The sequence below is a fragment of the Streptomyces sp. NPDC102490 genome (assembly GCF_044765285.1).
Classification (GTDB): Bacteria; Actinomycetota; Actinomycetes; order Streptomycetales; family Streptomycetaceae; genus Streptomyces.
The window spans coordinates 59,715-80,771 of sequence record NZ_JBIWJU010000014.1; the positions used below are offsets into that span (position 1 = coordinate 59,715).

Below are 21,057 nucleotides of genomic sequence, written 5' to 3' on the forward strand. Positions count from 1 at the left end.
CTGTGTCGAAGCGCTTCGATGTTGCAGCGAGGTTAAGTTAACCCCTCGGGGGGCACAAGAGTCGTCCCCAAGATTCCTGTCCGGCGCCGCCGGCAACGGACTTGGCCGAACACCTCCTTCCCACGTTGCAATGCGGCGCGGGCAGAGCCGCGATCCAGCGCAGTGTCTTGACACCCACCCGGGGCTGCACAGAGCATCGAAGCGCTTCGACGTCCTACCCGCACCATCGCAAGGGGACCTCCACGTGACCGCACCCACGCCGCCGTTCCGTGATCCGGGGCTGCCGTTCGCGAAGCGCGTCGACGACCTGCTGTCGCGGCTCACCCTCGACGAGAAGACCGCCTTCCTGCACCAGTTCGCGCCCGCGGTCGAACGGCTCGGCATCGCCGCCTTCCGCACCGGCCAGGAAGCCCTGCACGGCGTGGCCTGGATGGGCCCGGCGACGGTGTTCCCGCAGGCCGTGGGCCTCGGCGCCACCTGGAACGAGGAGCTGGTGCGGCGGGTCGGAGAGGCGGTCTCCCGGGAGGCCCGGGCGATGCGCGCCCGCGACGAACGCGTCGGCCTCAACGTCTGGTCCCCGACCGTGAACCTGCTGCGCCACCCGCTGTGGGGCCGCAACGAGGAGGGCTACTCCGAGGACCCGAGGCTCACCTCGGCCATCGCCACCGCCTACACCCGGGGCCTGCGCGGCGACCACCCGGCGTACTGGCGCACCGCGCCCGTCCTCAAGCACTGGCTCGCCCACAACAACGAGACCGACCGGGACACCTCCTCGTCCTCCGTGCGCCCGCGCGTCCTCAACGAGTACGACCTGCGGGCCTTCCGCGCGACGGTCGAGGCGGGCGCGGTGGCCGGGGTGATGCCGGCCTACAACCTGGTCAACGGCCGCCCCAACCACCTCTCCCCGTACCTCGCCGGGCACCTGCGCACCTGGACGCGGGACGAGCTGCTGGTCTGCTCGGACGCGGGCGCGCCCTCCAACCTGGTCGACTCGGAGCACTACTTCGACACCCACGAGGAGGCGACCGCCGCCGCGCTGCGGGCCGGGGTGGACAGCTTCACGGACCACGGCACCGACTCCTCGCGGATCGTCGCGCGTCTGAGGGGCGCCCTGGACCAGGGCCTGCTGACGGAGGCGGACGTGGACAGGGCCGTACGCCGTCAGCTGTCGGTCCGCTTCCGGCTCGGCGAGTTCGACCCGGAGCACGACCCGTACGCGGGGGTCGACGACTTCGACACGCCGGAACACCGGGCGCTCGCGCGGGAGGCGGCCGAGCAGGCGGTGGTCCTGCTCAAGAACGACGGCGTCCTGCCGCTGGCCCCCGACACCCGCGTCGCCGTCGTCGGACTGCTCGCCGACGAGTGCAAGCTCGACTGGTACAGCGGCACGCTCCTCCACCGCTCCACCCCGCTGGAGGGCCTGTACGAGCGGTTCGGCGCCGAGCGCGTGAGCTTCGCGGAGGGCGTGGACCGCGTCCGGCTGCGCACCGCCGACGGCACCTTCCTGCACGTCCTGCCGTCGGACGACTCCCCCGCCGAGGCGCTCGGCACGGAGGGCGCCCTGGACCCGGCCCTGCTGGCCGGCCGCACCGACCTGCCGCCCCTGACCACCGACGCGGTGGGCACCGAACTGGCGCTCGTCGACTGGGGCGAGGGCCTGCTCACCCTGCGCGCGCCCGACGGCCGGTACCTGTCCGTCGCCGGGGACGGCTTCGTGCGCGCCTCCGCCGACCAGCCCGGCGGCTGGGTCGTGCAGGAGACGTTCCGGCTGGAAGCCCATGCGAGCGGTCACCTCCTGAGGCACACGGGAACGGGTCGCCCCGTCCAGGTCGCCGCCGACGGTGTGAAGGTTGCCGCGGACGACGCGGACGCCGGCGTCTTCGAACTCGTCGTCGCCGGGCGCGGCGAGGACGCGGTGACGCGGGCGGCGGCGGGCGCGGACGTGGTCGTCGTGGTCGCGGGCAACGACCCGCACCTCAACGGCCGCGAGGCCGAGGACCGTACGACGCTGCGGTTGCCCGCCCACCAGGAACGGCTGCTGCGTGCGGCCCGCGCCGCGAACCCGCGCACGGTGCTGGCGCTGGTCTCCGCCTACCCGTACGCGGTCGACGCGCGGACCCTGCCGGCGGTGCTGTGGACCGCGCACGGCGGCCAGGCGGCCGGCACCGCGCTGGCCCGGGTCCTCGCGGGCGACGTCTCCCCCGCCGGGCGCCTCCCGCAGACCTGGTACGCCGACGACTCGGACCTGCCCGGCCTGCTCGACTACGACGTGATCGGCGGCCGCCAGACCTACCTGTACTTCGAGGGGACGCCGCTGTTCCCGTTCGGCCACGGCCTGTCCTACGCGTCCTTCTCGTACGGGGACCTGACGGCGCGGGTGCGGGACGGGGCCGGGTCGGTGTCCGTGTCCTTCACGGTCACCAACACCGGGGAGGTGTCCGCCGACGAGGTGGCCCAGCTCTACGTCCGCGCCGAGGCCCCCTCGGTCCCGCGTCCGCGCCGCGAGCTGCTGGCCCACCGCCGGCTCACCCTCGCGCCGGGGGCGTCGGACCGGGTCTCCTTCGAGGTCCCGCGGTCCGCCCTCGCGTTCTGGGACGTCGCGCACGGCCGGTGGCGGCTGGAGCCGGGCCCGTACGCCCTGCTGGTGGGCGCCTCCAGCGAGGACGTGCGCCTGTCGACGACCGTCACCCTCGACGGCGAACCCGCCGCACCGCGCCCGGTCGGCGCACGCGGTCTGGAGGCGGCCGACTTCGACGAGCAGAGCGGCACGGAGATCGTCGACCGGACGAAGACCGCGGGCGACGCGGTGACGGCGGTCACCGGACGGACGGGCGAACTGCTCTACCGCGCCTGCGACTTCGGCACCGGCGTGACCCGGGTGACCGTGTCGGTCGCGGGCGCCGGCTCGGTCGGCATCGCCCTGGACGGCGGCCCGGCGGTGACGACCCTGTCACCGGACCCGCCGACTGCGGGGCCGTACGACTACGTGGACCTGGAGAGCACCTTCACCGCGAAGGACGTCCACGACCTCCGCATCAGCCTGCACGGCACCCTGCGACTCGCACACGTCGGCTTCTCCGGTTGAGGTCCTGCGCTGCGGGAGCTACCTTGCCTCCCCGGCCAGGAGGCCGGGGCACCCACGGAGGCGAGCATCGATGACCGAGCGGACGGACCCCGTCGACCACGAACTCGTCGAGGCCGCGGCGCGTGTGGCCCGCAGCCGTTGCCGGGGGGACAACCACACCATGGCCGCCGCGGCGCGCGGCCGGGACGGGCGGATCGTCACGGGGGTCAACGCCTACCACTTCACCGGCGGCCCCTGCGCCGAGCTGGTCGTCGTCGGTGCGGCGGCGGCCCAGGGCGTGTACGAGCTGGAGACGATCGTCGCCGTCGGCGACCGCGGGCGCGGGGTCGTCCCGCCGTGCGGCCGGTGCCGCCAGGTCCTGCTCGACTACTTCCCCGGGCTCAGGGTGATCGTCGGGGACGGGGACCGCGTGCGCGAGGTCCCCGTCGCCGACCTGCTGCCCGAGACGTACGTCTGGGCGGACCACCAGCTCGACGCCGGGTGAGGCCAGGCGTCAGAGCGCGAGTCCGGTGAGGACCAGCACCCGCTCGTAGGTGTAGTCGTCCATCGCGAACTTCACGCCCTCGCGGCCGATGCCGGACTGCTTGGCGCCGCCGTACGGCATCTGGTCGGCGCGGTAGGAGGGGACGTCGCCGATGACCACGCCGCCGACCTCCAGGGCGCGGTGGGCGCGGAACGCGGCCTGGAGGTCGTGGGTGAACACGCCTGCCTGGAGGCCGTACTTGGAGTCGTTGACGGCGGCGAACGCCTCGGCCTCGCCGGTCACCTTCTGGACGCTGAGGACCGGGCCGAAGACCTCCTCGCGGGCGAGGGTGGTGTCGGCGGGGAGGTCGGCGAGGACGGTCGGGGCGTAGGAGGCGCCGTCGCGCTTGCCGCCGGTGAGGAGCTTCGCGCCGGCGGTGACGGCCTCCTCGACCCACGCCGCCACGCGCTCGGCGGCGGCCTCGCTGACCAGCGGGCCGACGTCCGTCGCGTCGTCGTTCGGGTCGCCGGTGACCTGGGCCTCGACGGCGGCGACGATGCGCGGCAGCAGGCGGTCGTAGACGGCGGCGTCGGCGATCACGCGCTGCACGGAGATGCAGGACTGGCCGCCCTGGTAGTTGGAGAAGGTGGCGATGCGCGCCGCGGCCCGGTCCAGGTCCTCGTCGCTCGCCCAGTCGGCGAGGACGACGGCCGCGCCGTTGCCGCCCAGCTCCAGCGTGCAGTGCTTGCGGGGCACCGAGTCCATGATGGCGTAGCCGACGGTCTCGGAGCCGGTGAAGGAGATGACCGGGAGGCGCTCGTCCTGGACGAGGGCGGGCATCTTGTCGTTCGGGACCGGGAGGATGCTCCAGGAGCCGGCCGGCAGTTCGGTCTCGGCGAGCAGGTCGCCGAGGATCAGGCCGGAGAGCGGGGTGGCGGGGGCCGGCTTGAGGATGATGGGCGCGCCGGCGGCGATCGCGGGGGCGATCTTGTGGGCGCACAGGTTGAGGGGGAAGTTGAAGGGCGCGATGCCGAGGACGACGCCCTTGGGGAAGCGGCGGGTGAGGGCGAGGCGGCCCTGGCCGCCGGCGTCGGTGTCCAGGCGCTGGGCCTCGCCGCCGTTGAAGCGGCGGGCCTCCTCGGCGGCGAAGCGGAACACGGAGACGGCGCGGCCGACCTCGCCGCGGGCCCACTTGACCGGCTTGCCGTTCTCGGCGGAGATCAGGCGGGCGATCTCCTCGGTGCGCTCGGCCAGGCGGCGGCTGACGTGGTCGAGGGCGGCGGCGCGGACGTGGGCGGGGGTCGCGGCGAACTCGTCCCGTACGGCGTACGCGGCGGCCACGGCCTCTTCGACCTGGGCGTCGGTGGGGAGGCTCACGGTGCCGACGGTGGTGCCGTCCCAGGGGGAGGTGACGTCGAAGTCGGTCTCGCCGGTGGCCTGGCGGCCGGCGAGCCAGAAGGCGTGGGTGGAAGTCATTGTCGAGTCCCGGCCCTTCCGCGTTGGGGGTGGTGGTGGTGATTGCGGGTGCGGGTCCACGGTAGGGCGGGGCGGGGTGGCGCGTGTTTGTCCGGGGTGTCGTGGTGAGGGTGGGTTCTTCGACGTGGCGGCCAGGTGGGGGGGCGTTATTCGGGTGCCGTCGCCTTCAGGGCCAGCCACAGCTCCATGCGGACGTCCGGGTCGTCCAGGGAGCGGCCGAGGATCTCCTCCACCCGGCGCATCCGGTAGCGCAGGGTGTGGCGGTGGACGCCGAGGTCGGCGGCGGCCGCGTCCCACTGGCCGTGGCGGGAGAGCCAGGCGCGCACGGAGGCGACGAGGTCTCCCCGGCCGGTGGCGTCGTGGTCGCGCAGGGCCCGCAGGAGGCCGTCGGCGAAGGCGCGCACCGCGTCGTCGGCGAGGAGCGGCAGGACGGAGCCGGCCGCCACGTGCTCGTGCTCCACGCAGACGCGGCCACGTCGGCGGGCCACCGACAGGGCCTGCCGGGCCTGCTGGTAGGCGGCGGACGCGGCGATGGGCCCGGACGGGGCCGAGAGGCCGACGACCAGGCCGTCCTCGTCGCCGCCCGCGCGGGACTCGGACACCGGGCGGGCGGCCTCCAGCGCCGACGCGTGCTCGACGACGGCGGCGACGGCCGCGCCGCCGTCGGTGGCCAGCACCACCAGGCGTTCGCCCTCGGGGACGACCAGCACCGCCTCGCCGGAGCGGGCCGCCGCGGATTCCGCCGCCTCGGCGAGCGCGCCGAGGGCGCCGGGCGGGTCGCCGCCGGTGTCGCCGCCCGGGTCACCGGTGGACGGTGCGGCGGTGGACGCCCTGGCCCTGGCCGCCGACGACTCGGCGACGATCATCCGGAACGGCGCGTCCAGCAGCCCACCGTACAGGTCCCCGGCGACCGTGCGCGCGTGGTCGGGTTCGCCGGCCAGCAGCATGCGCAGCACGGCCGCGTCGATGCGGAGCCCGGCCTCGTGCAGGGAGCGGGAGCGTTCCGTGGTGAGGGTCAGCAGGGCGATGGCGGAGTGGACGGCGTACCGCTCGGCGGTGCCGAGGGCGGCGGCCGTGCCGACGGCGAGCGCGGAGCGGGGCCTGCGAGAGGTGCCCAGGGAGTGCAGTTCGACCCGGTCGGCGTTCTCGGGGTGCTCGGGGTTCCCGGCTCCGCCGACCACCGACGAGGCCGGGGCCGGGCGCTCGCGCAGGCGCTGCACGTCCGCCGTGAGCCGCGCCGCCCTGCGGCCCGCCCACTCCGGCGCGGCGGCGACGACGGCGCCGGAGGCGTCGTACAGCGCGGCCCAGCCGTCGACCTGGGCGGCGAGCGCGGCCAGCAGGCCCTCCGGGCCGTCGGTCAGGGTCCGCCGGGTCAGCTCCCGCTGGGCGGCGAAGCCCGCGGTGACCGCGCGGTACTGGTCGGCGGCGATCGCGGCGGAGACGGCCTTGCTGATGGCGAGGAAGGGGGTGCGGCGCGGCACCTCCAGGAGCGGCAGCCCTTCGTGCCGGGCCGCGTCCACCAGGGCCTCGGGGACGTGGTCGTAGTTGACCCCGACGGCGAAGCCGAGGCCCACCACTCCGGCGTCCGCCAGCCGTTTCACGTACCGGCGCATCGCCTCGGGGTCCTCGGCGTCCAGCTTGAGGGCGGTCATCAGCAGCAGTTCGCCGCCCTCCATGTAGGGCACGGGGTCGGCGAGTTCGCTGACGTGGGCCCAGCGCACCGGTACGTCGAGGCGGTCCTCGCCGGCGCGCACGGTCAGCTTCAGCGCCGAGTGGTGGACGAGCGAGGCGAGCGTGGGGGGCATGGGGCCTGGGCCTTCGGGTCTGCGTCGGGGGGTGAGGCTGACTGCGGGGTCGGTGTGGAGTCCGTGTGATCTTTTGGCCGCCGCGTATGAACGACCTGTGTCGATTCTGCCTCACTGTACGGTCCCGGGGCCCACCCGGAGACCGTACGGCTCACCCGCGCAGGTCCACCAGCAGGGGCGGCGCGTGCTCCCCCTTGACGCTGGTCAGCGACAGCACCGCGTGCCCGGCCGGTACGGCGTGCGCCAGCTCGGAGGCCGACCAGCGTTCCCGCTCGACCTGGCGGACGGTCACGGCGTCCGTGGTCACCGCCTTGCCCGTCACCAGCTTCCGGACGGCGTGGAAGAAGCGGGTCATCGGCTGGTCGGCGAAGACCGTGTGCTTGGCGACCTCGGTCGTCTCCACCCACTCGGTGCCCCAGGACTGCGCGAACCGGCTGCCGTCCCAGGTGGAGACGCCGCAGAAGGCCATGCGGCAGCCGACGGCTCCGTACAGCGGGCCGTGCAGCGCCTCCGGTACGTCGCCGACGGTGCGCAGGGCGAGCAGCACCCCCGCGTTCTGCGAGCGCAGTCCCTGGATGCGGCGCACGGACTGCGGCGTGACCGCGCCCGTCGCGTCGTCCAGGACCAGGCAGACGAAGTGCTCCCGGCGGCCTTCCCTGACGACGGCGTGGAACTGCGCGAGGACCAGCCGGGTGATCAGCCGGGCGGCCTCGTCGTGTCCGCGCTCGGGGACGTCGATCCGGACCCGCAGCGGATGGTGGGCGATCGCCCGCAGGGAGAACGGCCGGGCCGTTCCGCGGCCGCCGAAGAAGTCGGCGAACACCGGGCGGTTCAGCAACGCCAGCCGGTCCGCCAGGGCCCGGCCCGCGTCACCCGGCGCGCCGGTCTGCCGCAGGCGCGCGTCGAGTTCGCGGCGCATGACGTCGTTCCCGCTCGCCGCGAGCGCTTCCCCGAGCCGGGACAGCGCCGTCTCCTCCCCCTCCAGCAGCGCGTGCAGTTCCGGCAGGGAGGGGAATCGGCCGTGCACCGCCCGGAACGGGCCCAGCAACTGGGCCAGTGTGGTGACGGCGCCCTGTGCTCCGACCGTGTCGAGGTCGCCCACCAGGGCTTCGGCGAGGATCGCGGCCGCGTCGTCCGGGTCGCCGGACTCGGCGTACAGGTCCAGGTCGTGCGCCGAGGACGGGTCACCGATGCGGATGATCACGTCGAAGGTCTCGTCGTCGCACACCGGGGCCCCGGGGGCGGACACCACCACCACCGCGCAGCCCCCGGTGAGCGCGCGCAGCGCGAGCGCCTCGGTCACCGGCTGGACGAGGGAGCGGGTCTTGCCGGACCCGGGAGGGCCCACGGCCAGCAGCGAGGTGCCGAGCACCTCCGGGTCGAGGGCCGCCCCGGCGTCCCGGTAGGGCAGCGGGGTCTGCTCGGCGGCCGACCAGCGGCCGATGCGCACCTGCCCGGTCAGCAGGTCGTGGCGGGCGGTGCGGCGCCGCAGGTCCCGGGCACCGGACGGGTGGGACCAGGCGGCGCCGCCCTGGCGCAGCACGGTGTCGCGGAACGCGTCCAGTGTGGCGCCGCGCCGAGCGGCGGCGAAGGCGTGCTCGACGCGCGTGCAGTCGACGTCGTTCATGCTGCCGCGAACGACCTCACCGGTGAGCAGGTCGGCGGCCTCGTACTGGCCGGCGTCCCGCAGCGCGGGCCACTGCGAGCGGGGCCGGGCCTGCGGGGCGGCGACGGTGGGGACGGCCCGGCGGGCGGCGAGCAGGGTCCGCGCGTACGGCAGCCAGCCTCCGAGGCGGGCGAACGGCCACAGCACGAGCAGGGTGACGACCGCGTACAGCGTGTCCGTGTAGAGGCGGGACGCCATCAGGTCGTAGCCGTCCGAGACGAGCACGGTGAAGGAGAGCAGCGGATCGACGACGGGCACCGGGGACCATCCGACCACCGGGAAGGCGTCGGGGAAGACGAAGCTCAGGACCAGGAGGGCCAGAAGTGCCGCGATCAGGGCGCGCGCGGGCTGGGGCCTGCGGGCCACGTAGTGGCTGACGACGGCGCGCCAGCTGCCGAGCACGGCCACGAGGAGAACGAGCGCGGCGAAGGCGAGACCCTCGTAGATCACCAGGGCTTCGGCCCCCGGAGAGGGTACGTTCCGCCCCTCGAACACCTTGGGCGAGGCGAGCGTGCCGCCCCACCACCAGTCGTCCGGCGTGAACAGGCGCAGGAGGGCGTACTGGTAGGAGGTGACACCGCGCCGCCACAGCGACCAGACCAGCATCGCCAGGCCGAGCGGAACCAGCATGCCGACGACCGTCACGGGGGCGACCCGCTGCGGAGTCTCCTTGGGGGGCCGGTAACCGAACCGCCAGATCCCGGTACGGGCGGCCGGCCTCTCGGTGTCGAGCCAGGCGGCGACGGCGGACGCGGGCCGGGGAGCGTGCTCGGGCACGGCGGGCACGCCCGGCACACCCGGCGCGCCCACCGGCCGGGGAGGCACCGCGGGTACCTCCGGAGGTCCCGCCGGGCGCGGTACCGGATTCGCATGCGTGCCCCGCGCGTCCCGGGTCCCGTCGCCGTCCATCGCCCTTGCCCCCTGACCAGCCGCTCCGTCCACCATCAGCGAGCCAATCTAACGCCCTCCCAAGGGGAGTTCACCGCTTACGCGGCCGGGCCCGCGTCGACGTGTCCCGATGTCGCCGTTCCCGGCACCTGTCCATGTCGGACAACCGGCCGGGCGGACAACGCCCACATGGAGCATGCCCACCCCACCGTGCCGGTCCTAGCCTGCGAGAAAAGAAGGCAAGCGTTCACAAGATCCCGCAGATCGCGCAAGACCCCAGGAGCCCTCATGACCGCACTTCCGCAGGAGCGCCGCGTCGTCACCGCCATTCCCGGCCCGAAGTCGCAGGAGTTGCAGGCCCGGCGTACGGCCGTGGTCGCGCAGGGTGTGGGCTCCACGCTGCCCGTGTTCGTCGCGCGCGCCGGCGGCGGTGTGATCGAGGACGTCGACGGCAACCGTCTGATCGACTTCGGTTCCGGCATCGCGGTGACCTCGGTCGGCGCCTCCGCCGAGGCCGTCGTCCGCAAGGCGTCCGCGCAGCTCGCCGACTTCACCCACACCTGTTTCATGGTCACGCCGTACGAGGGCTACGTCGCCGTCGCCGAGGCGCTGGCCGAGCTGACGCCGGGCGACCACGCCAAGAAGTCGGCCCTGTTCAACAGCGGCGCCGAGGCCGTGGAGAACGCCGTCAAGATCGCGCGTGCGTACACCAAGCGGCAGGCCGTGGTGGTCTTCGACCACGGCTACCACGGCCGGACCAACCTGACCATGGCGCTGACCGCGAAGAACATGCCGTACAAGCACGGCTTCGGTCCGTTCGCGCCCGAGGTGTACCGCGTGCCGGTCGCCTACGGCTACCGCTGGCCGACCGGTGCGCAGAACGCCGGTCCGGAGGCCGCCGCCCAGGCGATCGACCAGATCACCAAGCAGGTCGGCGCCGAGAACGTGGCCGCGATCATCATCGAGCCGGTGCTCGGCGAGGGCGGCTTCATCGAGCCGGCCAAGGGCTTCCTGCCCGCGATCAGCCGGTTCGCCCGGGACAACGGCATCGTCTTCGTCGCGGACGAGATCCAGTCCGGCTTCTGCCGCACCGGTCAGTGGTTCGCCTGCGAGGACGAGGGCATCGTCCCGGACCTGATCACCACGGCCAAGGGCATCGCGGGCGGTCTGCCGCTGTCCGCCGTCACCGGCCGCGCCGAGATCATGGACGCCGCGCACTCCGGCGGCCTCGGCGGCACCTACGGCGGCAACCCGGTGGCGTGCGCGGGCGCGCTCGGCGCCATCGAGACGATGAAGGAGCTGGACCTCAACACCCGGGCGAAGGACATCGAGGCGGTCATGAAGTCCCGCCTGTCCGCCATGGCCGAGAAGTTCGACATCATCGGCGACGTCCGGGGCCGCGGCGCGATGATCGCGATCGAGCTGGTCAAGGACCGCGACACCAAGGAGCCGAACCCGGAGGCGACCGCCGCGCTCGCCAAGGCCTGCCACCAGGAGGGCCTGCTGGTCCTGACCTGTGGCACCTACGGCAACGTGCTGCGTTTCCTGCCCCCGCTGGTCATCGGGGAGGACCTGCTGAACGAGGGCCTCGACATCATCGAGCAGGCCTTCGCCCGCGTCTGAGTACGCGCGTCGAACGCGCATCTGAGCTGCCCTTCGCACGCCTGGCGGGGCGACCGGCAGAGCGTGTGAAGAAGGTGTGCGGGGTGGATGTCAGGACGCCGATGACCCTGTCCTGAGCGCACCCCCTGCCGTAGGTTCTACGCAGATGAGAGATACACCCGCCCACAGGGGACTGTGGGCGGTTCATCAGGACGAGGCCTCCCCAGCTTCGACCTGGTCGTGCCTCGCGCACACCACCGGAGCCCACGGGTTCCGGCTTCCTCACCGATCGGACGGTCGCCCGCCCCAGACCCCCCGGGGCGCGCGACGTTCCGGTCAGGACGACCGTCTCGGCACTCGGGACGGTGGTTCACCGAAGGGCCGGCACACTCCCCCCCTTGTGCCGGCCCTTCGGTGTGTCACTCCCCCGGTTCCTCCGCTTCCTCCCCGGTGATGCGGGCGAGCAGGGCGCGCGCCTCGCCGGTACGCGGGTGGGCCGGGTGCAGCCGCCGTTCGCAGTCGGTCAGCGCACACCGTACGGCGGTCTCCGCCTCGGCGCGGCATCCCAGCCCGTGCAGGGCCTCGGCGGTGACCAGGTCCAGGTACCCGGCGGCGTAGCGGGGCGGCCGCGGCAGGCTCCGGCGGACCTCGGCCAGCGCCTCCTCGTGGCGGCCCTGTCCGTTCAGGCTGCGCGCCAGCGTCGCGTGCAGGACGGCGACGGCGGGTCCGTCCGCCCGGGGCAGGTTGCCGCGGGCGACGGCCTCCGCCTCCTCGTGGCGGGCCAGCCCGCACAGCACGGCGGCCAGGTGCCCCAGGGTGCTCACCTCCAGCGCCGCCACCGGGGCGCGGTGGGCGATCCGGGTCAGCTCCCGCAGGATGCCCTTCGCCTCGGTCTCCGCCTCCGCGTACCGCCGCAGGCCGGACAGGGCGGCCACGCGGTTGCCGCGCGCGATCAGCCGCAGCATCTGCGCGTTGAGGCCGACCGGCTCCAGTTCCGCGATCAGCGTGTCCAGCTCGTCCAGCGCCTCGGCCACCCGGCCGTGCAGGACGGCCGTTCCGGTAGCCAGTACCCGCGCCTCCCAGTGCGGCGGACGCCTGCGCCAGGGCCGCCGCCCGAGCGCGGCCAGGGCCCGTGCCTCGGCCTCGACCTCCTCGTACCGGCCCTCCCCGGTCATGGCCTTCAGCCGGGCGAAGGTCTCTGCCCACCGGCTGTCCCGTGCCGTTCGTATGCTGGTCACGGGCGGTGAGACTACGCGACGGCGGGCCTGCGAAGCTGGGCGTCATGCCGGTCTCCGTCCCGCCCCGCGCCCTGTCCGCCCTCCTCGGGCTTCCCGTGCTGCTCTTCGCGCTGATCACCTGGCAGGTCGTCGCCGACGGCCCGTTGGTCGGGGTGGACGAGCGGCTGAGCGGGGCGCTCGTCCACCCGGACCGGCTCTCCGAACTGCTGGCCGACCTCGGCAACGTGCAGGTCGCCGTGCCCGTCCTCGTCGTGGCGCTGGCGTACGCGGCCTGGCACAGGCGCGCCACGGGTGCGGACCACTGGTGGCTGGGGCCCCTCGCGGCGGCCCTGGCGATGGTGCTGGTGCCGGCGCTGGTCGTCCCGCTGAAGGAGTGGACCGACCGGCCCGGCACCCCGGCGGTGCCCCCGGCGACCGGCTACTACCCCTCGGGCCACACCGCCACCGCGGTCGTCGCGTACGGCGCGGCGACGCTGCTGTTGGTCCCGCTCCTGCGCTCACCCGCCGTGCGCCGGGCGCTGGTCGTGCTGTGTGCCGTACTGGTCCTCGGCACCTCCTACGGGCTGGTGCGGCGGGGCTACCACTGGCCGCTGGACGTGGTGGCCAGCTGGTGCCTGGGGGTGGTGCTGCTGGCCGGGGTCCGGCCGGTGGTCCGCCGGACCCCGCCGGGCGTCAGCCGAAGTACGCGTCGAAGTTCTTCTGGAACTCCCAGTTCGCGTAGCGGTCCCAGTTGATCGACCAGGTCATCAGGCCGCGCAGGGCGGGCCAGGTGCCGTGGGTGGCGTACGAGCCGCAGTCGGTCTTCCTGGTCAGGCAGTTCAGCGTCTTGGTGACCTCGGCCGGGGAGACGTGGCCGTTGCCCGCGTTGGTGGAGGCGGGCATGCCGATCGCGACCTGGTCCGGGCGCAGCGGCGGGAAGACGTTGCCGGCGTCGCCCGCGACCGGGAAGCCGGTGAGCAGCATGTCGGTCATCGCGATGTGGAAGTCGGCGCCGCCCATGGAGTGGTACTGGTTGTCGAGGCCCATGATCGGGCCCGAGTTGTAGTCCTGGACGTGCAGCAGGGTCAGGTCGTCGCACAGGGCGTGGATCACCGGCAGGTAGGCCCCGGCCCGGGGGTCCTGGCCGCCCCACTTGCCGGTGCCGTAGTACTGGTAGCCGAGCTGGACGAAGAAGGTCTCCGGGGCCATGGTCAGCACGAAGTCCTCGCCGTACTTGGCCTTGAGGGTCTTCACGGCCGAGATGAGGTTGACGACGACGGGGGTCTTGGGGTTCTTGAAGTCGGTGTCGTCGGCGTTCAGGGAGAGCGAGTGGCCCTCGAAGTCGATGTCGAGGCCGTCCAGGCCGTACTCGTCGATGATCGCGGAGACGGAGGAGACGAATGTGTCGCGGGCGGCGGCGGTGGTGAGCTGCACCTGGCCGTTCTGGCCGCCGATGGAGATCAGCACCTTCTTGCCGGCCGCCTGCTTGGCCTTGATGGCGGCCTTGAACTCGGCGTCGCTCTCCACGTTCGGGCACTCGGTGACCGGACAGCGCTCGAAGCGGATGTCCCCGGAGGTGACCGAGGTGGGCTCGCCGAAGGCCAGGTCGATGACGTCCCAGCTGTCGGGCACGTCGGCCATGCGGGTGTAGCCGGAGCCGTTGGCGAAGCTCGCGTGGAGGTAGCCGACCAGGGCGTGGGCCGGGAGGTCGGAGGAGCCGCCGCCGTCGTCCGGGCGCCGGGCGGTGGTCGCCGTGACCGTGGCCGAACGCGCCGACTCGCCCGCGTCGTTGACCGCGGTGACCTGGAAGGAGTACGCCGTCGAGGGGCTGAGGCCGGAGACGGTCGTGGAGGTGCCGGTGACCGTGCCAGCCTTGGTGCCGTCGCGGTAGACGGCGTAGCCCGTCGCGCCCGGGACCGGTGACCAGGACAGGGCGACGCTGGAGGCGGTCACCGAGCCGGTCTTCAGGCCGCCGGGTGCCGCCGGCGGCTGGCCCGTCTCGCCGCCCGGGCCGGTGAGGGAGATGTCGTCGGCGTGGTAGGCGCCGGTGCCGTACCAGCCGTGGGTGTAGATCGTGACCTTGGTGGTCGACGGGCCGGTGCGGAAGCTGGTCGTCAGCTGCTGCCAGCCGGGGGCCGACTGGGCCCAGGTGGAGACGTCGGTGGTGCCGGTGCCGCTCGCGCCGAGGTAGACGTAGGTGCCCTGGACGTAGCCGGAGAGCGTGTACGAGGAGTCCGGCCTGACGGACACCGTCTGGGCGCAGCGGGCGTTGTCGGCTCCGGCCGGGGTGGCCTTCAGGGCCTTCGTGCCGCCGTGGACGGGCGAGGTCACGGTCGTGCCCGCGGTACAGGTCCAGCCGTCGAGCGCGGACTCGAAGCCGCCGTTGCGGGCGAGGTCCGCGTCGGCCGCACGGGCGGCCGACGTGAGCGCGGTCAGGCCGGACGCGGCGAGGGCCGCGGCCGTGAACAGGGTGACGAGGGGGCGACGGGCGAGCGGTCTGCCGCGTTCCACGGCTACGTGTTCCACACGTGCGCGTTCCACAAGTGCCTCCGGACATGGGGGAGATGGGGAGGGTGGAGCGCGCCCAACTTGGTCCAGACCAATTCTGTTGTCAACCCCTTGCACACCGCACCGCCCGTTACCCCTCGCCCCCCTCCACCGCGAGGGCCGCCGCCGCCTCGTGCATCGCCAGCTCCAGGAGCGAGGGGTCGGTGAGGGTGCCGGTCCCGTCCGGCGGGATCAGCCAGCGGGTGCCTCCGGACGACAGCCCGCCGGGGTACGGCACCACGATCCAGGTGCCGAGCCCGGCGGTCCGGATGCCGGTGCCGACCCACCGGGACGCCGTGCCGGCCGGCACGAAGAAGCCCGTGCGCGCGTCGCCGAAGTCGGCGAGCACCGGCCCCGGCTGGTCCAGGACGCGGGAGAGCACGTCCAGGGTGGGATAGCCGAGCCTGCTCGGCAGGATGAGCACGTCCCAGGCCTTGCCCGCGGGCAGCAGCGCGACGCCCGAAGGGTCGCGCTCCCAGTCCCGGCGGCAGGACTCGGGATCCGGTGCGACGGATGCCAGCCACGCGACCGCCGTCTTCGCACCAGGCATGTGAGACCTCCCTTTCACTCGTCGACGCGGGGTGCGTCACGAGGGAGAGGGAGGTCTCCCGGCGGCATTACGCGGGTTGTCGTGCCTCGTTGGGGTGAACCGGGTCACATGCGGGCGGCGCTAGCTGTCGAAGCCCAGTCCCAGCCTGTCCATCGTCCGCAGCCACAGGTTGCGCCGGCCGCCCTGCGCGTCCGCGCGGGCCAGCGACCACTTGGTGAGCGCGATGCCGGTCCAGGCGAAGGGCTCGGGCGGGAACGGCAGCGGCTTCCTGCGCACCATCTCCAGCTCGGTGCGCTCGGTGCGCTCCCCCGCCAGCAGGTCGAGCATCACCTCGGCGCCGAACCGGGTGGCGCCCACACCGAGGCCGGTGTACCCGGCCGCGTACGCCACCTTGCCCTGGTGCGCGGTGCCGAAGAACGCCGAGAAGCGCGAGCAGGTGTCGATGGCGCCGCCCCAGGCGTGGGTGAAGCGGACGCCCTCCAGCTGCGGGAAGCAGGTGAAGAAGTGCCCCGCGAGCTTGGCGTAGGTCTCGGGGCGGTCGTCGTACTCGGCGCGCACCCGGCCGCCGTACGGGTAGACGGCGTCGTAGCCGCCCCACAGGATCCGCTGGTCGGCGGAGAGGCGGAAGTAGTGGAACTGGTTGGCGCTGTCCCCGAGGCCCTGCCGGTTCTGCCAGCCGACGGAGGCGAGCTGCGCGTCGGTGAGCGGCTCGGTCATCAGGGCGTAGTCGTAGACCGGGACGGTGTACGAGCGGGCCCGGCGGACCAGGTTCGGGAAGACGTTGGTGCCGAGCGCGACCGTGCGGGCGCGGACCCCGCCGTACGGGGTGCGTACGGCCATGCCGGCGCCGTACGGCTTGAGGGTGAGCGCCGGGGTGTGCTCGTAGACGCGCACCCCGAGGGCGAGGCAGGCGCGCTTGAGGCCCCAGACCAGCTTGGCGGGGTTGACCATCGCCACGCCGCGCCGGTCCCACAGGCCGGCCCGGAAGGTCGGGGAGTCGACCTGCTCCCGTACGGCCTCGCTGTCCAGGTACTCGATGCCCCCGGCGAGGCCCTTGGCGCGCAGCTCCTCGTACCACTGCTCGAGTTCGCGGGCCTGGTAGGGCTCGGTGGCGACGTCGATCTCGCCGGTGCGTTCGAAGTCGCAGTCGAGGCCGTGGCGGGCGACCGCCTCCTCGATGGCGTCGAGGTTGCGGGCACCCAGCCGCTCCAGCCGGTGGATCTCGTCCGGCCATCGGGTGAGGCCGTTGGACAGCCCGTGGGTGAGGGAGGCGGCGCAGAAGCCGCCGTTGCGGCCGGAGGCGGCCCAGCCCACCTCGCGGCCCTCCAGCAGCACCACGTCCCGCCCCGGATCGCGCTCCTTGGCGATCAGCGCGGTCCACAGTCCGCTGTAGCCGCCGCCGACGACCAGCAGGTCGCAGGTCTCGGCGCCGGTGAGGGCGGCCTCGGGACGGGGGCGGCCGGGGTCGTCCAGCCAGTACGGGACCGGCTGGGCGTCGGAGAGGGATTTCGTCCAGTCGTTGCTGCGGCTCATGGCGCTAGGGGCCATGATTTCAACTCCCTACGAAGACAGCTGATGTGCGTTATGCCTTGCGGCGATTGCGGCGATTGCCGATGACCATGGAGACCAGGACGAACAGTACGGCGACGACGAACATGGCCGTACCGATGACATTGATCTGCACGGGTGTTCCGCGCTGGGCCGATCCCCAGACGAACATCGGGAAGGTGACGGTCGAGCCCGCGTTGAAATTGGTGATGATGAAATCGTCGAAGGACAGCGCGAAGGCGAGCAGCGCGCCGGCCGCGATGCCGGGGGCGGCGATCGGCAGCGTGACCCGGACGAAGGTCTGGAAGGGACCGGCGTACAGGTCCTGCGCCGCCTGCTCCAGCCTCGGGTCCATCGACATCACGCGCGCCTTGACGGCCGTCACGACGAAGCTGAGGCAGAACATGATGTGGGCGATCAGGATCGTCCAGAAGCCCAGCTGAGCACCCATGTTGAGGAAGAGGGTGAGCAGCGAGGCGGCCATCACGACCTCGGGCATCGCCATCGGCAGGAAGATCAGCGAGTTGATCGCGCCGCGCGCGCGGAAGCGGTAGCGGACCAGCGCGAAGGCGATCGCGGTGCCGAGCGCGGTGGCGCCCAGCGTCGCCCAGAGGGCGATCTGGAGGCTGAGCGAGAGGGAACCGCACAGCCCGGCGACACCGCACGGATCTTTCCAGGCGTCCGTGGAGAACTGCTGCCACTCGTAATTGAAGCGCCCGTTCGGTTTGTTGAACGAGAACACCGTGACGACGACATTGGGCAGCAGCAGATAGGCGAGTGTCAGCAGTCCGGCGATCACGACGAGATGACGCTTGAGCCAGTTCTTGGAGGAGGTGAAGAAGGCCATTTAAACCAGATCCTCCGTCCCGGACCTGCGGATGTAGAAGGTGACCATGGCGAGAATCGCGGCCATGAGGACGAACGAGAGCGCGGCCGCCGTCGGATAGTCCAGCACCCTGAGGAACTGGGACTGGATGACGTTGCCGATCATTCCGGTGTCGGCCGAGCCCAGCAGGGAGGCGTTGACGTAGTCGCCGGTGGCCGGGATGAAGGTCAGCAGGGTGCCGGAGACGACGCCCGGCATCGACAGCGGGAAGGTGACCTTGCGGAAGACCGTGGAGGGCTTCGCGTACAGGTCCCCGGCCGCCTCGTGCAGCCGGCCGTCGATGCGCTCCAGGGAGGTGTAGAGCGGCAGGATCATGAAGGGCAGGAAGTTGTACGTCAGACCGCAGACCACCGCGAGCGGGGTGGCCAGCACGCGGTCGCCGGAGGTCCAGCCCAGCCAGCCGGTCACGTCCAGGACGTGCAGCGTGTTCAGGGCGCCGACCACCGGCCCGCCGTCCGCGAGGATCGTCTTCCAGGCCAGGGTGCGGATCAGGAAGCTGGTGAAGAACGGCGCGATCACCAGGATCATGATCAGGTTCCGCCAGCGTCCCGCGCGGAAGGCGATGAGGTACGCGAGCGGGTAGCCGAGCAGCAGGCACAGCACGGTCGCGGAGGCGGCGTAGGCGACCGAGCGCAGGAACTGCGGCCAGTACTCGGACACCGCCTCCCAGTAGGTCACGAAGTGCCAGGTGACCTTGTAGCCCTCCTCCAGCGAACCCGTCTGCACGGAGGTGGAGGCCTGGTAGACCATCGGCGCCGCGAAGAAGACGACCAGCCAGAGGATGCCGGGCAGCAGCAGCCAGTACGGCGTCCAGCGGCCCCTCTTGCGCGGCGGCTTCTGCTCGGGCGCGGCCGGGGTGAGCGGCGGTGGCGCCTCGGTGAGGGTGGACATCAGGCGGCCTCGCCCTCGGCCACACCGGCGTCGATGTCCTGGGCCGCGTCGAGGCCGAAGGTGTGCGCCGGGTTCCAGTGCAGGACGACCTCGGCGCCGGGCGCGAGGCGGGCGTCGCGGTCGATGTTCTGGGCGTAGACCTCGAACTCGGGGCAGGCGGCGCAGTCCACGACGTACTGGGTGGAGACGCCGATGAAACTGGTGCTGCCGATCCTGCCGGTGATGCGGTTGCGGCCCTCGGGGACGGAGCCCGCGTCGTCGGCGTGGGTGAGGCTGATCTTCTCGGGGCGGACCCCGACCAGGATCTTGTCGCCCGTCTTCGCCGGCGCGGAACACCGGGCGCCGGGCAGCACCAGCTTGTCTCCGGCCGCCTTCACGACGACGTCGTCGCCGCTGCGGGTGTCGACCTCGGCCTCGATGAGATTGGAGGTGCCCAGGAAGTTGGCGACGAAGGTGGTCCGCGGGTTCTCGTACAGGTCGGCGGGGGCGCCCAGTTGTTCGACGCGGCCCGCGTTCATCACGGCGACCTGGTCGGCCATGGTCATGGCCTCCTCCTGGTCGTGGGTGACGTGCACGAAGGTGATGCCGACCTCGGTCTGGATGCGCTTGAGCTCCAGCTGCATCTGGCGGCGCAGCTTGAGGTCGAGGGCGCCGAGGGGTTCGTCCAGGAGCAGCACCTTGGGGTGGTTGATCAGGGCGCGGGCGACCGCGACGCGCTGCTGCTGGCCGCCGGAGAGCTGGTGCGGCTTCTTGCGCGCCTGCTCGCCGAGCTGCACCAGGTCGAGCATCTCCCCGACCTGCTTCTTCACGCTCTTGATGCCGCGCCGGCGCAGCCCGAAGGCGACGTTCTCGTAGATGTCGAGGTGCGGGAAGAGGGCGTAGGACTGGAAGACCGTGTTGACCGGCCGTTTGTAGGGCGGCAGCGCGGTCACGTCCTGGTCGCCGAGGTGGACGGTGCCGCCGCTCGGCTCCTCCAGTCCGGCGATCATGCGCAGGGTGGTGGTCTTGCCGCAGCCGGAGGCGCCGAGCAGGGCGAAGAAGGAGCCCTGGGGCACGGTCAGGTCGAGCGGGTGCACGGCGGTGAAGGAGCCGTAGGTCTTGGTGATGCCGGCGAGGCGGACGTCGCCGCCGCCGTCCGTCGCGGCTGTCTGGTTCTTCGTCGTATGCGTCGTCATCGTCGTCACGCCCCGGTGAGCTTCGCGAACTTCTCTTCGTATGCCGTCTCTTCCTTCGAACTCAGGGAGCGGAAGGAGTGCGACTTGGCCTGCATGGCCTGGTCGGGAATGATCAGCGGGTTGTTCGCCGCGTCCTCGTCGATCTTCGCCAGGTCGTCCTTGACGCCGTCGACCGGGCAGACGAAGTTGATGTAGGCGGCGAGTTCCGCGGCCGGTCCCGGCTCGTAGTAGTAGTCGATGAGCCGTTCGGCGTTCGTCTTGTGCCGTGCCTTGTTGGGGATCAGCATGTTGTCGCTCGACGTGACGTAGCCGCTGTCCGGGATGACGAAGTCGATCTCCGGGTTGTCCGCCTTGAGCTGGACCACGTCGCCGGCCCAGGCGAGACAGGCCGCGAAGTCGCCCTTGCTGAGGTCGGAGGTGTAGTCGTTGCCGGTGAAGCGGCGTATCTGGCCGCGGTCGACGCCCTTCTGGAGCCGGGCGATCGCGGCGTCGTAGTCGTCGTCGGTGAAGCGGGCCGGGTCCTTGCCCATGTCGAGCAGCGTCATGCCCATGGTGTCGCGCATCTCGGTGAGGAAGCCGACCCGGCCCTTGAGCTTCGGGTTGTCGAGCAGGTCGGAGACCGACGTCACCTCGATGCCGTCCAGGGCCTTCTTGTTGTAGGCGATGACGGCGGAGATGCCCTGCCACGGGTAGGAGTAGGCCCGGCCGGGGTCCCAGTCGGGGCTGCGGAACTGGGGCGACAGGTTGGCGAAGGCGTGCGGCAGGTTGGCCGGGTCCAGTTTCTGGACCCAGCCCAGCCGGATCAGGCGGGCGGCCAGCCAGTCGGTGAGGACGATGATGTCGCGGCCGGTCTCCTGGCCCGCGGCGAGCTGCGGCTGGATCTTGCCGAAGAACTCGCTGTTGTCGTTGATGTCCTCGGTGTAGGTGACCTTGACGCCGGTGCGCCGGGTGAACGCCTCCAGCGTGGGGTGCCGGCGGCCGCTCTCGTCCACGTCCATGTACTCGGTCCAGTTGGAGAAGCGGACCTGCTTCTCCTTCGTGGAGTGGTCCTCGGCGGAGACACCGCCCTCGCTCTTGCCGGCCGCCGGGATGCCGCAGCCGCTCAGCAGGCCGAGGCCGCCGACGGCGAGCGCGCCGCCCGTGGAGGCGCGCAGCAGCGAACGGCGGGTGAGGGCCGCCCTGCCGCTCCTGAGACTGCGCCGCATGGCGGCCGCTTGGGCCGGGGACAGGCGGTCTGGCTCGTACTGCTCCATGCGCG

Annotated in this window: 15 protein-coding genes and 1 pseudogene; 5 read left to right on the forward strand and 11 right to left on the reverse strand. The window is 72.5% G+C overall.

The window, feature by feature from the left end; translation table 11 throughout:
* Positions 1–244: 244 nt before the first annotated feature.
* Complete coding sequence (locus tag ACIRGB_RS29525; protein ID WP_403871526.1) at positions 245–3,085, forward strand: glycoside hydrolase family 3 C-terminal domain-containing protein; 2,841 nt, start codon at positions 245–247, stop codon at positions 3,083–3,085.
* Between the two features lie 70 nt (positions 3,086–3,155).
* Positions 3,156–3,569 carry a cytidine deaminase family protein gene (locus ACIRGB_RS29530; protein WP_403871528.1) on the forward strand — a complete coding sequence of 138 codons (414 nt, stop codon included), beginning with the start codon at positions 3,156–3,158 and terminating at the stop codon, positions 3,567–3,569.
* Between the two features lie 9 nt (positions 3,570–3,578).
* Here ACIRGB_RS29530 and ACIRGB_RS29535 read toward each other — a convergent pair whose 3' ends face one another.
* From ACIRGB_RS29535 to ACIRGB_RS29545, 3 genes are all read right to left on the reverse strand, one after another.
* Positions 3,579–5,024 (reverse strand): aldehyde dehydrogenase family protein, encoded by a 1,446-nt coding sequence (locus ACIRGB_RS29535; RefSeq protein ID WP_403871530.1) that lies wholly within the window; start codon positions 5,022–5,024, stop codon positions 3,579–3,581.
* 146 nt (positions 5,025–5,170) lie between these two features.
* A complete protein-coding gene (locus ACIRGB_RS29540) occupies positions 5,171–6,829 on the reverse strand; it encodes a PucR family transcriptional regulator (RefSeq protein WP_403871532.1) in 1,659 nt (552 codons plus the stop codon).
* Positions 6,830–6,980: 151 nt separating this feature from the next.
* Positions 6,981–9,404: an ATP/GTP-binding protein gene (locus tag ACIRGB_RS29545; protein ID WP_403871534.1), complete on the reverse strand. Its 2,424-nt coding sequence runs from the start codon at positions 9,402–9,404 to the stop codon at positions 6,981–6,983.
* A gap of 267 nt (positions 9,405–9,671) precedes the next feature.
* Between ACIRGB_RS29545 and gabT the strand changes: the two genes are divergently transcribed.
* Together gabT and ACIRGB_RS29555 are read left to right on the forward strand one after the other, a co-directional pair.
* Positions 9,672–11,006 carry a 4-aminobutyrate--2-oxoglutarate transaminase gene (gene gabT, locus ACIRGB_RS29550; RefSeq protein ID WP_403871536.1) on the forward strand — a complete coding sequence of 445 codons (1,335 nt, stop codon included), beginning with the start codon at positions 9,672–9,674 and terminating at the stop codon, positions 11,004–11,006.
* Between the two features lie 145 nt (positions 11,007–11,151).
* A pseudogene (locus tag ACIRGB_RS29555) lies at positions 11,152–11,323 on the forward strand (phosphoesterase); the annotation flags it as partial.
* An 81-nt stretch (positions 11,324–11,404) separates the two neighbouring features.
* Here the strand turns inward: ACIRGB_RS29555 and ACIRGB_RS29560 are convergent.
* Positions 11,405–12,223 (reverse strand): hypothetical protein, encoded by an 819-nt coding sequence (locus ACIRGB_RS29560; RefSeq protein ID WP_403871538.1) that lies wholly within the window; start codon positions 12,221–12,223, stop codon positions 11,405–11,407.
* 44 nt (positions 12,224–12,267) lie between these two features.
* Between ACIRGB_RS29560 and ACIRGB_RS29565 the strand changes: the two genes are divergently transcribed.
* Entirely contained in the window at positions 12,268–12,957 is a 690-nt protein-coding gene (locus ACIRGB_RS29565; RefSeq protein WP_403871540.1) for a phosphatase PAP2 family protein, read from the forward strand.
* Here the strand turns inward: ACIRGB_RS29565 and ACIRGB_RS29570 are convergent.
* The 7 genes from ACIRGB_RS29570 to ACIRGB_RS29600 all read right to left on the reverse strand — a co-directional run bounded on the left by ACIRGB_RS29570 (position 12,896) and on the right by ACIRGB_RS29600 (position 21,052).
* On the reverse strand, positions 12,896–14,713 hold the full coding sequence (locus ACIRGB_RS29570) for a chitinase (protein ID WP_403871542.1): 1,818 nt from the start codon (positions 14,711–14,713) through the stop codon (positions 12,896–12,898). The two genes, ACIRGB_RS29565 and ACIRGB_RS29570, sit on opposite strands and share 62 nt — an antisense overlap.
* A gap of 127 nt (positions 14,714–14,840) precedes the next feature.
* A complete protein-coding gene (locus ACIRGB_RS29575; protein WP_403871544.1) occupies positions 14,841–15,299 on the reverse strand; it encodes a hypothetical protein in 459 nt (152 codons plus the stop codon).
* 120 nt (positions 15,300–15,419) lie between these two features.
* Positions 15,420–16,847 (reverse strand): NAD(P)/FAD-dependent oxidoreductase, encoded by a 1,428-nt coding sequence (locus ACIRGB_RS29580; protein ID WP_403871545.1) that lies wholly within the window; start codon positions 16,845–16,847, stop codon positions 15,420–15,422.
* A 34-nt stretch (positions 16,848–16,881) separates the two neighbouring features.
* The gene (locus ACIRGB_RS29585) at positions 16,882–17,694 is read right to left on the reverse strand and encodes an ABC transporter permease (protein ID WP_403871547.1); all 813 of its coding nucleotides are present in this window, start codon (positions 17,692–17,694) and stop codon (positions 16,882–16,884) included.
* Positions 17,695–18,624, reverse strand: coding sequence for an ABC transporter permease (locus ACIRGB_RS29590; protein ID WP_403871549.1), 930 nt, complete (start codon positions 18,622–18,624; stop codon positions 17,695–17,697).
* Entirely contained in the window at positions 18,624–19,799 is a 1,176-nt protein-coding gene (locus ACIRGB_RS29595) for an ABC transporter ATP-binding protein (RefSeq protein ID WP_403871551.1), read from the reverse strand. Before ACIRGB_RS29595 ends, ACIRGB_RS29590 begins: the two co-directional genes overlap by 1 nt.
* Before the next feature lie 5 nt (positions 19,800–19,804).
* Positions 19,805–21,052 carry a spermidine/putrescine ABC transporter substrate-binding protein gene (locus ACIRGB_RS29600; RefSeq protein WP_403871553.1) on the reverse strand — a complete coding sequence of 416 codons (1,248 nt, stop codon included), beginning with the start codon at positions 21,050–21,052 and terminating at the stop codon, positions 19,805–19,807.
* Positions 21,053–21,057 lie beyond the last annotated feature (5 nt).